Annotated in this window: 12 protein-coding genes; 7 read left to right on the forward strand and 5 right to left on the reverse strand. The window is 69.8% G+C overall.

Annotated elements, in window-relative coordinates; genetic code table 11:
* Positions 1–127 precede the first annotated feature (127 nt).
* Positions 128–1492 carry a DUF6880 family protein gene (locus AC1RN0_RS15610; RefSeq protein ID WP_492788382.1) on the reverse strand — a complete coding sequence of 455 codons (1365 nt, stop codon included), beginning with the start codon at positions 1490–1492 and terminating at the stop codon, positions 128–130.
* 252 nt (positions 1493–1744) lie between these two features.
* On the opposite strand from AC1RN0_RS15610, the gene AC1RN0_RS15615 reads away from it, so the two are divergent.
* From AC1RN0_RS15615 to AC1RN0_RS15635, 5 genes are all read left to right on the forward strand, one after another.
* A complete protein-coding gene (locus tag AC1RN0_RS15615; RefSeq protein WP_492788383.1) occupies positions 1745–1951 on the forward strand; it encodes a hypothetical protein in 207 nt (68 codons plus the stop codon).
* Positions 1948–2184, forward strand: coding sequence for a hypothetical protein (locus AC1RN0_RS15620; protein ID WP_492788384.1), 237 nt, complete (start codon positions 1948–1950; stop codon positions 2182–2184). Before AC1RN0_RS15615 ends, AC1RN0_RS15620 begins: the two co-directional genes overlap by 4 nt.
* A gap of 2 nt (positions 2185–2186) precedes the next feature.
* Entirely contained in the window at positions 2187–3848 is a 1662-nt protein-coding gene (locus AC1RN0_RS15625) for an N-acyl-D-amino-acid deacylase family protein (protein WP_492788385.1), read from the forward strand.
* 153 nt (positions 3849–4001) lie between these two features.
* Complete coding sequence (locus AC1RN0_RS15630; protein ID WP_492788386.1) at positions 4002–5522, forward strand: FAD-dependent oxidoreductase; 1521 nt, start codon at positions 4002–4004, stop codon at positions 5520–5522.
* Between the two features lie 111 nt (positions 5523–5633).
* A complete protein-coding gene (locus AC1RN0_RS15635) occupies positions 5634–6302 on the forward strand; it encodes a TetR/AcrR family transcriptional regulator (RefSeq protein WP_492788387.1) in 669 nt (222 codons plus the stop codon).
* A gap of 21 nt (positions 6303–6323) precedes the next feature.
* On the opposite strand, the gene guaA is transcribed toward AC1RN0_RS15635, so the two are convergent.
* Genes guaA through guaB form a run of 4 tightly spaced genes read right to left on the reverse strand, consistent with a single transcriptional unit; the run spans position 6324 to position 11054 of the window.
* Positions 6324–7883, reverse strand: coding sequence for a glutamine-hydrolyzing GMP synthase (guaA, locus tag AC1RN0_RS15640; RefSeq protein ID WP_492788388.1), 1560 nt, complete (start codon positions 7881–7883; stop codon positions 6324–6326).
* Positions 7880–9151 carry an RsmB/NOP family class I SAM-dependent RNA methyltransferase gene (locus AC1RN0_RS15645; protein WP_492788389.1) on the reverse strand — a complete coding sequence of 424 codons (1272 nt, stop codon included), beginning with the start codon at positions 9149–9151 and terminating at the stop codon, positions 7880–7882. The genes guaA and AC1RN0_RS15645 overlap by 4 nt, the downstream gene beginning before the upstream one ends.
* A gap of 14 nt (positions 9152–9165) precedes the next feature.
* On the reverse strand, positions 9166–9561 hold the full coding sequence (locus AC1RN0_RS15650) for an MAPEG family protein (RefSeq protein WP_492788390.1): 396 nt from the start codon (positions 9559–9561) through the stop codon (positions 9166–9168).
* Between the two features lie 29 nt (positions 9562–9590).
* Complete coding sequence (gene guaB, locus AC1RN0_RS15655) at positions 9591–11054, reverse strand: IMP dehydrogenase (RefSeq protein ID WP_492788391.1); 1464 nt, start codon at positions 11052–11054, stop codon at positions 9591–9593.
* A gap of 232 nt (positions 11055–11286) precedes the next feature.
* Between guaB and AC1RN0_RS15660 the strand changes: the two genes are divergently transcribed.
* Both AC1RN0_RS15660 and AC1RN0_RS15665 read left to right on the forward strand, forming a co-directional pair.
* Entirely contained in the window at positions 11287–12792 is a 1506-nt protein-coding gene (locus tag AC1RN0_RS15660; protein ID WP_492788392.1) for a prenyltransferase/squalene oxidase repeat-containing protein, read from the forward strand.
* Positions 12789–13388, forward strand: coding sequence for an NAD(P)H-dependent oxidoreductase (locus AC1RN0_RS15665; protein WP_492788393.1), 600 nt, complete (start codon positions 12789–12791; stop codon positions 13386–13388). Before AC1RN0_RS15660 ends, AC1RN0_RS15665 begins: the two co-directional genes overlap by 4 nt.

The following is a 13388-nucleotide window of genomic DNA, read 5'->3' on the forward strand; positions in this document are numbered from 1 at the left end:
ACCACTCTGGAGCGCGCCCGACGAAACCAGACCGGCGCGCGGAGACCCCGCACCCCTATGGGCCTGTTTGAGGAAAACCCGAAGTTGTTTCGGGGTTCCCTTTCGCCGGCCGTGTGGCGGGCACGGTCTACCGCCGCCAGGGTCCCGAGCGGCGCGCGGTCAGGCGCAGGGCGAAGGCCTCGTGACTTTCCAGCCCGTCGAGGTCGCCAATGCGGCGCGCCAGTCCCTCGGCCTCGTCGGCCAGCGGCTCGGCGTCGGCGCGGGTGCGGGGATCGCTCCACAGGGCGGTGATGGCGGCGCGCAGCAGGACCAGAGCCGCGCGCGGGTAGCGGGCGTCGAGCCGGGCGGCCCACTCGGCCAGTTCCGCCGGCTCGCCGACGACCTCGTCGCGGCGGGCGAGGATCATCGCCGCCGCCTCCGGCATGGCGGGCCAGTCCATCAGGAAGGCCAGGCCCTCGCGGAACCGGCCGTAGCGGGCGGCGATCTCGAAGGCGCGGTCCGTGGCCTCGACGTCGTCGAAGTCCGGCAGGGCCTTGAGGAACCGCCGCAGGGGATCGGGCGACAGCGTCCGTTCAAACATGGCCCAGCGCTCCTCGTGCGCGGCCTTCGTCTCGCCGGACAGGTCCAGGACCTCGATCCAGGCCTCGTACCAGGGCTCGGCGGCTGGGTCGGGCCGGCCGTCGAGGCCCCGCGCCCGATTGCGCGGATCGGCCGCCTGCAGCGTGGCCAGGGCTTCGTCGATCCTGCCGGCCGTCAGCAGGCGACGGCCGACGGCCGCGGCGGTGCCCGGGTCCTGGCGCAGCGTCCTGGGCACCGTGTCGAGGAAGGCGTCGACGTCCCCGGCGGCGTCGGCCACCGCCCGGATGACCCGCGCGGACGGCTTGAGCGCCGGGCGGGCGGCGATGCGGTTGTTCAGTTCGCCGAGCACGGCGGCGGCGAAGGGCTTGCCGAAGGCGGCCAGCGCCGGGCCGAGCCGCTCGCCCCAGGCGGAGCTGGCGCCGAACAGCATGTCGGCCACCTCCGCGGCGAGGGCCAGGTCGGCCGGCGCGCGCGGCGCCAGGGTCGCCATATCCTCGGCCGCCGCGGCGAACACCTGGTCGAGTTCGCCCTTCGGATCCTTGACCCGCAATGACAGACCGTCGGCCAGGTCGAGGAAGGTCCACAGCCGGCGCATGGCGACGCCGGCGTCGAGGTCTCCCAGTCGTCCGACGATCATCCGCCGCAGGACGGTCAGGTCGAGAATGAACTCGGGCCGCTTGCGCCAGGACACCTTGGCCCGGCTGCCGGCGATCATGGCCAGCCGCTTGTCGATCTCCTCGGCGAGGGGCTGCGCGCCGACCTCGGCGGACAGCTCCATACGCAGCCGGCGCTTCAAAGCCGGCTGGCTGTCGCTGAGTTCCAGCAGCAGCGCGGCCAGGCTTTCGGCGCCCATGGCCTCGAGATTGGCGGCGGTCAGGCGTCGCGCCGACACCGCGGGCTTTTTCGCCTTCATGGACGGGCCTTCACGGCCGCCGATGGCGCGATCCGAAGCGACGGCGCCGCAAAGCTCACAGGTCTCATCGCCTCAATATCCGCGCGCCGGATGGGTTCGTCGGCGGCGCCCGTGACGACTACCACCTGCCGGCGGGCCGGTCGATCCGGCCGGCGAACCGGGTCTTGCGAATGGTTCGCTCTCGCTTTGACGGGCGCCTGTTTCTGTGCCAGTAAAATTGGAACGTGTTATAAACTGGTCAAGGGGGACGGCGTGACGCTTTCCACACAGCGGCGATTCGTGACGCCCCGGACGGACGAAACGCTCGAGGCGCTGGCGGCCCGCGCCCTGCCCGACCGCCCGCTCGACGCGGCGATGGACGAGATCAGAAGCTACAACATGCACATCTTCGTCATGCGCCGGCCGGCGGGCCTGCTGCTGGGCAGCGATGTGGTGTTCGTCGAACCGCCGCTGCAATGAGCGACGGCGGCGGTCCGCTCTCCCCGGCCGAAGCGGTCATCGTCGGCGCCGAGCTGGCCGCCGGTCATGACGGCCAGGCCGAGCTGGCGGTCCGGATCCGGTACCCCAACGGCGTGGTGGGCGTGGTCCTGCTCGACGCCGCCACCGGCTACAGCCTGATGCGCAGCTGCGGCATCGACAGCCTGGGCGGCCTCACCGGCCAGTCCTGGCGCAAGATCCTCGAAGGAGTTTGAGCGTGTACGACATCGTGATCCGGAACGGCCTGGTGGTGAACGGCGACGGCGAGGCCGGCTTCCCCGGCGATGTGGCCATCCAGGACGGCAGGATCGCCGCGATCGGCGAGATTGCGGGCGAGGCCCGGCGCACCATCGACGCCCGCGGCCGGGTCGTGGCCCCGGGCTTCATCGATCCGCACACCCATTTCGACGCCCAGCTGCTGTGGGACGGCCAGGCGCGACCGGCGCTGGAGCACGGCGTGACCTCGGTCATTCCGGGCAACTGCTCCCTGTCGCTGGCCCCCCTGCGCGCTGCCGACCGCCAGACGGTCGTCGGCATGTTCCAGCAGATCGAGGAAATGCCGGCCGAGGCCTTCACGGCCAAATACGCCAAATGGACCTGGGAGGACTTCGCCGGCTACTGCGCGACCATCGAGCCGGACCTGGCCATCAACGTCGCGCCGCTCGTCGGTCACAGCCTGATCCGCCTGTGGGTGATGGGCGCCGACTCCCAGCAGCGCGCCGCGACGACGGCCGAGATCGCCGCCATGCAGGACCTGCTGCGCCAGTGTCTCGCCGAGGGCGCCATCGGCCTGTCGACCAGCTTCGTCGACGTCGACGCCAACGGCCGTCCGGTGCCGAGCCGCTTCGCCGAGTTCGGCGAGCTGGACGCGCTCTGCCAGGTGCTCGGCGCCGAGGGAGGCCGCATGCTGCAGGTGGTGCCCGAGTTCTACGACACCGACATCACCATCGCCCGCATCGACCAGCTGGCCGAGCTGTCGCTGAAGCACGGCATTCCGACGACCTTCTCGCCGGTGTTCGACTCCAACGCCACGCCGCAGTCGGCCCCGCGCATCCTCGACCGGGTCGCCGAACAGGCCGCCCGGGGCGCGCGGGTCTGGCCGCAGATGCAGACCCGGCCGATCGACATCAGCTTCTCGCTGCTCAATCCGTCGCTGTTCCTCGCGCGACTGCCGCGCTGGGTGCGGACGATGCGTCTGCCGCTCGACGAGCGGAAGGCCGCCCTCGACAACCCCGAAACCCGCGCCACCTTGATCCGCGACTGCGGCCCGGACGGCGGCGAGGCCCAGTTCGGCCGGCTTGTCGTGCGCGGCGGCGACAGCGCGCCCGCCGAATACGTCGGCCGCCTGCTCGGCGACATCGCCCGCGAGCGGGGCCAGGGCGCCGCCGAAGCCGTCATCGACATCTCGCGCGAGAACGGCCTCGACGTCGCCTTCCTGGCGGCCAACGGCGGTCACCACGACACCTCGCGGATCGGCCCGATGCTGGCCAACCCGCTGGTCCACATCGGCGCCAGCGACGGCGGGGCGCACCTGTCATCGTTCTCGACCTATGGCGACACCGGCTACCTGTTCAGCGAGTTCGTGCGCAAGTCGGGCGACTTCACCCTCGAGCAGGCCGTCAAGAAGATCACCGCCGACACCGCCGACATCTGGGGGCTCAAGGATCGCGGCCGCCTGCAGCCGGGCCTCGCCGCCGACATCGTCGTGTTCGATCCCGACACCATCGACCGGCTGGAAGAGCGGCCGGTCCATGACGTGCCGGGCAACGGCATGCGCTACGTCCGCTCGTCCACCGGCGTGGACGTGGTGCTGGTCAACGGCGCCGTGGCCTGGGCGGACGGGGCCTACACCGACGCCCGCGCCGGGGCGATCGTCTAGGACGGATCCAGCCCCCGCCCCTCACACCGGAGTCGGCGCGCCTTGCCGCCGACGGCACGCGATCTAAAATTATAGCGTGTTACGAATTTGGTTCTTTCGCCGTCCAGTTTTGGGTAGTTCTGGCGGCGGGGCGCCCCGCGACGGAGAGAGCAGTTGAAACCCGAAGAACAGGTTCTGGTGATCGGCGCCGGCATCGCCGGACTGTGCACCGCCCTCGCCCTCGCGCCGACCGGGCGCAGGATCACCATCCTCGAACGCGATGACGATCCCCCGACCGGCGACACCGACGCGGCGTTCCGCGACTGGAAGCGCAAGGGCGTCGGCCATCTGCGCCAGAGCCACGCCTTCCTGGCCCGGCTGCACAACATCATCCGCGACGAGCACCCCGAACTGCTGGCCGACCTGCTCGCGGCCGGATGCCGTGAAATCACCTTCGCCGACATGCTGACCGACGCGCAGCGCGCCGCCTACCAGCCCGAGCCCGGCGATCATGACCTGACCATCCTGACCAGCCGCCGCACCACGCTGGAGCTGCTGATCCGGCGGTACGTGCAGCGTCAGGCCAATGTCGAGATCCGCACGGGCGTCATGGTCCATGGCGTGACCACCACCGGCGGCGCGGACGGCCGACCCCGCGTCGTCACCGGCGTGACCGTCGAGGACGCCCGCGGCCGGCATGACGTCGCCGCCGACCTGGTCATCGACGCCGGCGGCAAGGGCTCGGTGGTCATCGAAAGCCTGATCGAGGCCGGCGCGCCGATCCGCGAGGAGAGCGAGACGGCGGGCATCCTCTACTTCACCCGCCACTACCGCCTGCTGCCCGGCGTCAGCGAGCCGCCGCGCGGCAAGATCCCGCCCTCGGGCGATCTCGGCTTCCTGAAATTCGGCGTATTTCCCGCCGACAACGGCTGCTTCTCGATCACCGTCTGCGTGCCGGAGATCGAGATGGAACTGCGCAAGGCGGTGTTCAATCCCGACACCTTCCACGCCATCTGCCTGCAGATGCCGGGCCTCCAGCCCTGGCTGCGGCCGGACGTCTCCGAGCCGACCACCAAGATCTTCGGCATGGGCGACCTGCACAGCCGCTGGCGCGAACTGCTGACGGCCGATGGCGAGCCGACCGTGCTCGGCTTCCTGTGCATCGGCGACGCCCTGGCGCGGACCAACCCGCTCTATGGACGGGGGTGCTCGTTCGCCGCGGTCGGCGCCTATGTCGTTCGCCAGGTGCTGGACGCCTCGGACGATCCCGCCGAGCGGCTGCGCCTGTATGATGCCGCCATCAAGCGCGAGATCCTGCCGTTCTTCGAGGACATGCGCACCCAGGACCGTTCGGCCATCCGCCGCGCCCGCGCGGCCCTGACCCCCGGCTACCGCCCGCGGCTCAAGGCCCGGCTGGCCCAGAGCTTCGTCGAGGACGGCATCCGCATCGCCGTGCGCTCGGACATCGGGCTGATGCGTCAGGCCATGCGCGGCTTTCACATGCTCGAGCATCCGTCGGCCTGGCTGAAGAAGCCCGGCAACATGATCCGTGTGCTGGGCTACTGGGCCCGGGGCCGGAAGGCCAACGCCGCCGCCTATCCGCCCCCGCCGGGGCCGGACCGGGAAGACCTGATGCGCGGCCTGGGCCTGTCGCCCGAGGCCGATATGCGGACGGACTGGCGCGACGCCGCCTGACGGGCCCGGGCGCTCCGGCCTTCACCGGCGCCCCGCGCGGCCTTGATTGCCCAAGGGGTCGCGAGGCGGTAGGCAGACGCAGGGGCCGGACGGGTCGCGGGGCCAGGCGAGATGAGCAAGCGTGAGGAAGCCAAGGCTGAACGTCGCCGGCGCATCGTCGCCGCCGCCCGCGAACTGATCAAGGAAACCGGCGATGTGGGCCTGTCGATGCGGGCCATCGCCGCCCGCGCCGGGGTCAGCCTGACCACGCCTTACAACCTGTTCGGATCCAAGCGCGCCATCGTCGTCGCGGTCCTCGAGGACGTGCGCGAGTTCCACGAGCGCTTCTCGAGCCTGCACCAGGTCAATGCGATCGACCGCATCTTCCACGCCATGTCGCTGTCGCTCAGCTACTACGCCGAGGATCCGGACTTCTATCGCACGCTGTGGACCGAGGCGCTCGACATGAGCGGCAAGGAACTGCGCACCGCCCTGATCACCCCGCAGCGTTACGCCTTCTGGTGGGCGCTGATCAGCGAGGCGTCGCGCGAGGGCGCCCTGCTGCCGGCGCTGGATCTGGACCTGCTGCTGCGCAACCTCGACCTGGTGTTCGGCTCGGTGATGCTGGCGTGGGTGCTGGGCGGGGTCGAGGTCGAGGACCTGGAGCCCGCCGTCGGCTTCGGATACGCGCTCGCCCTGCGCGGCGCGGCCAGCGCCGACAGCCAAGCGCGCATCGAAAAGCGGCTGATGGACTACCAGAAGCAGCTGCTGCGTCGCCGCAAGAAGGCCCTGTCGGCCTGAGGCCTTTTCAGGCCCCCGGACCTATTCCCACTCGATCGTGCCCGGCGGCTTGCTGGTGACGTCGTAGACGACCCGGTTCACGCCGCGGACCTCGTTGATGATCCGGGTCGCCGTCCGGCCGAGGACGTCCCAGGGGAACTCGAAGAAGTCGGCGGTCATGCCGTCGGTCGAGGTCACCGCGCGCAGGGCCAGCACGTTCTCGTAGGTCCGGGCGTCGCCCATGACGCCGACCGTCTTCACGGGCAGCAGCACGGCGAAGGCCTGCCAGATCTTGTCGTAGAGGCCGGCCTTGCGGATCTCGTCGAGATAGATGGCGTCGGCCTGCTGCAGCACGGCGACCTTCTCTCGGGTGATCTCGCCGGGGATGCGGATGGCCAGGCCCGGGCCGGGGAACGGGTGGCGGCCGACGAAGTCGGCGTGCAGGCCCAGCTCGACGCCGAGCGCCCGGACCTCGTCCTTGAACAGCTCGCGCAGCGGCTCGACCAGCTTCAGCTTCATGTAGTCCGGCAGGCCGCCGACGTTGTGGTGGCTCTTGATGACGGCGCTGGGCCCGCCCCGCGCGCTGACACTCTCGACCACGTCCGGGTAGAGGGTGCCCTGGGCGAGGAATTCGGCGCCCTCGATCTTCGAGGACTCTTCGTCGAACACGTCGATGAACAGCTTGCCGATGGTCTTCCGCTTGGTTTCCGGGTCGCTGACGCCTTCGAGCGCATCGAGGAAAAGATCAGACGCATCAACGTGGATCAGCGGAATGTTGTAGTGGTTCTTGAACAGCGAGACGACCTGCTCGCTCTCGCCCTTCCGCATCAGGCCGGTGTCGACATAGACGCAGGTCAGCTGGTCGCCGATCGCCTCGTGGATCAGCACGGCGGCCACCGAGCTGTCGACGCCGCCGCTGAGGCCGCAGATCACCCGGCCCTTGCCGACCTGCTCGCGGATGCGGGCGATCGACTCGGCCTTGAACGCGGCCATGGTCCAGTCGCCGCGCAGGCCGGCGATGTTGAACAGGAAGTTGCGGTAGATCCTGGCGCCGTTGACCGTGTGGATGACTTCCGGGTGGAACTGCACGCCGTAGATCTTGCGGGCTTCATCGGCGATGGCCGCGAACGGCGCCCCGACGGAGGTGGCGATGACCTCGAACCCGGCCGGGATGGCGGTGACGCGGTCGCCGTGGCTCATCCAGACGGTTTCCAGACCGCCGACGCCGGCCAGGCCCTCGAACAGCGGGCTGGCCTTGCCGATGGCCAGTTCGGCGCGGCCGAACTCGCCGGCGTGGCCGCCCTCGACCTTGCCGCCCAGCACGTCGCAGAGCAGCTGCTCGCCGTAGCAGACGCAGAGCATCGGCACGCCCAGCTCAAACAGCTTGGTCCCGATGCGCGGGCTGTCGGCCTCGAGCACGCTGGCCGGGCCGCCGGAGAGGATGATCGCCGCCGGCTGGAAGGCGTCGACCAGCGCCTCGACCTTGTCGAACGGATGGATCTCGCAATAGACGCCCGCCTCCCGCACCCGGCGGGCGATCAGCTGCGTCACCTGGCTGCCGAAGTCGACGATCAGGACGGGCTGGTGGGCGGGGGCGGTCATGCAATGCGTTCCATTAGGGCGACGAAGAAGCCGTCGGTGGCGGCGGTGAGCGGCGTGAGGCGCAGGAAGCCTTCGGGGGTGGCGTGACCCGCGACCGCCTCGAAGGCGGCCGGGCGCACGGCGAAGTCCGGATGGCGCGCCAGGAAGGCGGCGATGCGGTCCTCGTTCTCCTCGGCGAAGATCGAGCAGGTCACATAGATCAGGCGGCCGCCGGGTTTCACATAGGCGCAGGCCTGGTCGAGCACCTCGTCCTGCTCGGCCATGCGGCGTTCGAGCTGCTCGGGCGACAGGCGCCACTTGGAGTCCGGATGGCGCCGCCAGGTGCCCGCCCCGGTGCAGGGGGCGTCGACGAACACCAGGTCCATCCTTGCTTCCATGCCCTTCAGCGGCTCGGCCTCGACCGGCGAGCGAATCTGCAGGTTGCGCACGCCTGCGCGGGTGGCGCGCGGGATGATATCGGCCATCCGGCGGGCGTCGCTGTCGTGGGCGTAGAGCTGGCCGGTGTTGCCCATGGCCGCGGCCAGGGCCAGCGTCTTGCCCCCGCCCCCGGCGCAGAAGTCGAGCACCTGCTTGCCCTTGATGTCTCCGGCGCAGGCGGCGGCGATCTGGCTACCGAGGTCCTGGACCTCGAACCAGCCCTTGCCGAACTGCGGAATGGTCTCGACCGAGCCGGCCCGGTCGGTGGCGGCCGGGGCGGGAATGCGGAAGGCGTCGGGCAGGACGCCGGCCGGAACCGCATGCAACGGCTGCAGGGCCCTGGCGGCGCGTTCCGGGTCGGTCTTCAGCCGGTTGGCGCGCAGGTCGACGGGCGCCCGCTCGGCCAGGGCCGCCAGTTCAGCTCCCCTCGCCTCGCCGTAGACGCGGCTGATATGCGGCTCCAGCCAGTCGGGATAGTCGCCGACGACCGGCGCGGGCGCCGGGGTCGTTTTGGGCGTCGTCAGGGACGCCGTTTCGGCCTCGGTCAGACCGCCGATGCCATGCTCGCTGTCGCCGGCCGCCTGGGCGACGCGGTCGAGGGGCCAGCCCCAGCCGAAGCGGACGGCGGCGAGGACGGCCGCGCGGCAGCTGTCCTCGCCCATCATCCAGCCCAGCGACCGCCGCTTGCGCAGCACGTCGAGGGCCAGTCCGGAGACAAAGGCGCGGTCCTTCGAGCCCGCGTACCGCGCGGACTCGCCCCAGCCCTTGAGCGCCATGCGGACAGGTTTGTGACGCGTCTCGATATCCTCGAGGACCTGGATCGCCGCCGCTAGCCTGCCGCCGTCACGCAATCAAACACCCGTAATCAAGGAGCCAGGATGGCCCAGAAAATCATCAGAAGACCGGCCGTGCTGACCAGCCAGACCAGGGAGCGGATCTGCTTCACACCGAAGGCGTAGAGCGGAACATAGACGACCCGGCCGACCAGATAGATCAGCGCGCCGTTGTGCGTCAGGGCGCTGTTCCTGTCCGCCACGTGGGCGATCAGGACGGCGGCGATGAACAGCGGCAGGGTCTCGAACAGATTGTACTGCGCCCGTTGCAGCCGGCTGGCGATGGGTGACAGCGGCGGCATGTCTTCATCCCGCGCGCCGGTATTCCACTTCAGGCCGTACTGACCCGTGCGGGCCATGTCGAAGGCCAGGATCTGGACGAAGGCCAGGACCAGGGTCCAGCCAAGGATGCAAAGCTCGAACGTCATACTCTAGTCCCCCCTTGTGATCCCGGGCGTCAGACGGCGCTCGGGTAGTTGGGCGCTTCCCGGGTGATCATCACGTCATGGACGTGGCTCTCGCGCAGGCCGGCGCCGGTGATGCGGATGAACTTCGCCCGCCGCTGGAACTCGAGAATGTCGGGCGCGCCGACATAGCCCATGGCCGCCCGAAGGCCGCCGACTAGCTGGTGGATGACCGGGGCGATCGGGCCCTTGAACGGCGTCTGGCCCTCGATCCCTTCCGGCACCAGCTTGAAGGTGTCGGTGACTTCCTTCTGGAAATAGCGGTCGGCCGAACCGCGGGCCATGGCCCCCAGCGAGCCCATGCCGCGGTAGGATTTGTACGACCGGCCCTGGTAGAGGAACACCTCGCCGGGCGCCTCTTCGGTGCCGGCGAACATCGAGCCCATCATGGCCACGCTGGCGCCGGCGGCGATCGCCTTGGCCAGGTCGCCCGAGTTCTTGATGCCGCCGTCGGCGATCACCGGCACGTCGCTGTCGCGGGCCGCGCGGTAGGCTTCGGCGATGGCCGTCAGCTGCGGCACGCCGACGCCGGCGACGATACGCGTGGTGCAGATCGAGCCCGGACCGATGCCGACCTTCACCGCGTCGGCGCCGGCGTCGATCAGGGCGCGGGCGGCGTCGTAGGTGGCGATGTTGCCGGCGATGATCTGGACGCGGTTGGTCTCGCGCTTCAGCCGCTGGACGGCGTCGGCGACCTGTTTGGAATGGCCGTGGGCGGTGTCGATGATGATCACGTCCACGCCGGCCTCGACCAGCGCCAGGGAGCGTTCGAAGCCCGCGTCGCCGACGGTCGAGGCGGCGCCGACCCGCAGGCGGCCCTTCTCGTCCTTGGCCGCGTGCGGATGTTCGGTGGCCTTGTCGATGTCCTTGACGGTGATCAGGCCGACGGCCCGGCCGTCATCGTCGACGACGATCAGCCGCTCGATCTTGTTGGTCTTCAGCAGGCTGAGCGCGTCGCCCGAGTCGATGCCCTCGCGGACCGTGATCAGACCCTCGCGGGTCATCAGCGACGAGGCCTTCAGCCGGTCGTCGGTCTCGAACCGCATGTCGCGGTTGGTCAGGATGCCGACCAGCTTGCCGGTTCCCGGCTCAACCACCGGGAATCCCGAGATTTTCCGCCGCGCCTTGATCTCGCGGATCTCGGCCAGGGTGGTGTCGGGATTGATGGTCAGCGGGTTGATGACCATGCCGCTTTCATAGCGCTTCACTTCACGCACCTGGTCGGCCTGTTCGTCGACCGTGAGGTTGCGGTGAAGGATGCCCATGCCGCCGGCCTGGGCCAGGGCGATGGCCAGCCGGCTTTCGGTCACCGTGTCCATCGCGGCGGACACGAGCGGGATGTTCAGACTGATCTCACGCGTAAACCGGGACACGGTCGATACCTGGGTAGGCATCACTTCCGAGGGGCCGGGTTCAAGCAAAACATCGTCGAAGGTGAGCCCTTCGCGAATCTCCATGGGAGTCTCCGTTTTGCGGGCGCGGTATCGTGGCAAAGGGGGTCGCTGTCAACGGTTGTCGCCGCCGGAGGCGACCTTTCGCCCCCCAGGACGGCCGGGCGGCCGCCCCGCCTGACCCCCCTTTCCGGGTGATGGCGATTGCGTCGCAGTCGTCACACTGCGCCGTCTCGACGCCTGCGCCCGGAACGACGACCGGACGGCGGCGCTACACCGACCATCCGAGGGGGAACGGATGAGCACTGACACGACCAGCCCGGCCGAGCCGAAGGCCCTGCCCCGGCCAATCAGCGCGCTCTACGTCGGGCTCGGCGGCGCCGCGGTCGTGCTGTCGAACATCTCGGCCATCGTCACCCACGTCGACGAGATCCGCGAATTCATCACCAAGTACCTCGGCCTGAGCGGTCTGTTCCGGGCGCACGAGATGGCCGTGGCGACCACGACCATCGGCGCGATGATCGGCTTCGGTGTGCTGGTCTACTGGCTGTGGCAGGCCTTCGTGCGCGGGCGGCGGCGGCGCGATGTGATCGCCTTTCTCGTCGCGGCGGCGCTGGGCTTCCCGGTGGTCGCCTTTCTCGGCTTCCAGACCATCAAGCCGATCTCCATGCCGCGCCTGATGAGCCAGGAGGCCGCCGACCTGACCGCCATGGCCATGTCGCAGCAGGAATCGGCCGAGCCGAACGTCGGCGGCATCCGCTTCTCGCAGAGCGGCACCGCGGCCGATGTCCAGCCCTGGACCACGGCCCAGGTTCTGGTCGGGGTGCTCTACGCCCATCCCGATATCGAGACCCAGGCGCGCGACATCCGCGCCGGCCTCGAATACATCGAGCGCAACCGCGACCCCGTCACCGGCTGGGGTTACATGCCCGGCTCGAAGAAGGGCGTCACCGACATCAACGCCTGGGTCATCCTGGCCAATCTGGCGTCGCTGAAGTTCGATACCAATCACCGCATCTGGCACACCGACGAGACGCCGCTGGTGGTCGGGCGGCTGGAGCGCGACCTGGCCGAACTGGCCTCGCGCCAGCATGAGGACGGCGGCTGGGCGGCGATCGGCGGCACGACCAATCCCCGGCACGTGCGGACCTATTCCACCGTCATGGCCGTCTGGGCCCTGGTCGAGGCGCGCAACAACACCCTGCTCAGCGGACGGGCCGCCTGGAAGTACGACCAGAACATCAAGGACGGCGTCCGCTGGCTGCTGAAGAACCGCCAGACCAGCCGGGCCGGGGTCAGCGGCTGGTGGCCCAATCCGACCACCGCCAACCAGAACGGCAGCTTCGTCGGCCTGACCGCCCACGTGCTCTATGTGCTGCAGCGGGCGCGGGAGGAGTTCCCGTTCCTCGTGGCCAACGACGACCTCGACACGGCGCGGGCCGACTTCCTGCACACCGCCCTGGTCGGCGGCGGGGGCCGCAAGGGCCTAGCCCACCGGCCGGTCGAGCAGAACGACCGGCCGCACGACGCCGACCGCTACCTTCAGGGGGTCGACGACTTCCAGGCCGAGAGCAGCACCTTCCTGTGGTACCCGTGGAGCCTGGCCGCGGCGGTGGCGATGATGGATGACCCGACCCTGTCCTCGCAGGAACGCGACGACGCCAAGCGGCTGGTGAAGATCCTGATCCGCCGCAGCGGCGACCTGACGACCTTCGTCCAGGCCGACGAGGCGGTCTATCCGACGGCCGAGAGCCTGTTCGCCATGGGCCTCTATCTTCGCAGTGAAAAGGCCAAGCCCCAGTGAGGCTCCTGGCGGTCTGCTGTCACCCGTCGCCAGCCAGCTTCCATGCGAGCGTCCGGGCGGCCGTGGTCGACGCCCTGACCGCCGCCGGGCACACGGTGGAGGTCATCGACCTCTACGCCGAGGGCTTCGACCCGGTGATGCCGCGCGCGCAGTGGGAGGACCCGCAGCGCGGCGGCGGCGCGGCCCCGGAGCTCACCCGCCATGTCGACGAACTGCGGGCGACCGAAGGCCTGATCCTGATCTATCCGACCTGGTGGTACGGCATGCCGGCGATGATGAAGGGCTGGGTCGACCGGGTCTGGCAGCCGGGCGTGGCGTTCGAGCTGGAGCCGCAGGGCGGCATCCGCCTGCACATGCTGTCGAACATCCGCGCCTTCGCCGTGGTGACCACGCACGGCTCGCCCGGTTGGTTCATCCGCTGGGTGATGGGTGCGCCGGGCCGCAAGCAGGTGGTGCGCGGCCTGACCCAGCATCTGGCGAAACGCTGCCGCGTCAGCTGGAACGCCCTCTACGATGTCGACAGCAGCGACGGCGCGGCGCGCGAGCGCTGGCGGGCGCGGACGGCCGAGCGGCTGACGCGATTCTTCGCGGCCTGA

The organism is Caulobacter sp. GW821-FHT12F03, from assembly GCF_058806855.1.

What these genes read in the sequence shown, in the direction of transcription:
- AC1RN0_RS15610 (WP_492788382.1), bottom strand. Translation starts at nt 1,492, where the DNA reads ATGAAGGCGAAAAAGCCCGCGGTGTCGGCGCGACGCCTGACCGCCGCC.
- AC1RN0_RS15620 (WP_492788384.1), top strand. Translation starts at nt 1,948, where the DNA reads ATGAGCGACGGCGGCGGTCCGCTCTCCCCGGCCGAAGCGGTCATCGTC.
- AC1RN0_RS15635 (WP_492788387.1), top strand. Translation starts at nt 5,634, where the DNA reads ATGAGCAAGCGTGAGGAAGCCAAGGCTGAACGTCGCCGGCGCATCGTC.
- guaA (WP_492788388.1), bottom strand. Translation starts at nt 7,883, where the DNA reads ATGACCGCCCCCGCCCACCAGCCCGTCCTGATCGTCGACTTCGGCAGC.
- AC1RN0_RS15650 (WP_492788390.1), bottom strand. Translation starts at nt 9,561, where the DNA reads ATGACGTTCGAGCTTTGCATCCTTGGCTGGACCCTGGTCCTGGCCTTC.
- guaB (WP_492788391.1), bottom strand. Translation starts at nt 11,054, where the DNA reads ATGGAGATTCGCGAAGGGCTCACCTTCGACGATGTTTTGCTTGAACCC.
- AC1RN0_RS15660 (WP_492788392.1), top strand. Translation starts at nt 11,287, where the DNA reads ATGAGCACTGACACGACCAGCCCGGCCGAGCCGAAGGCCCTGCCCCGG.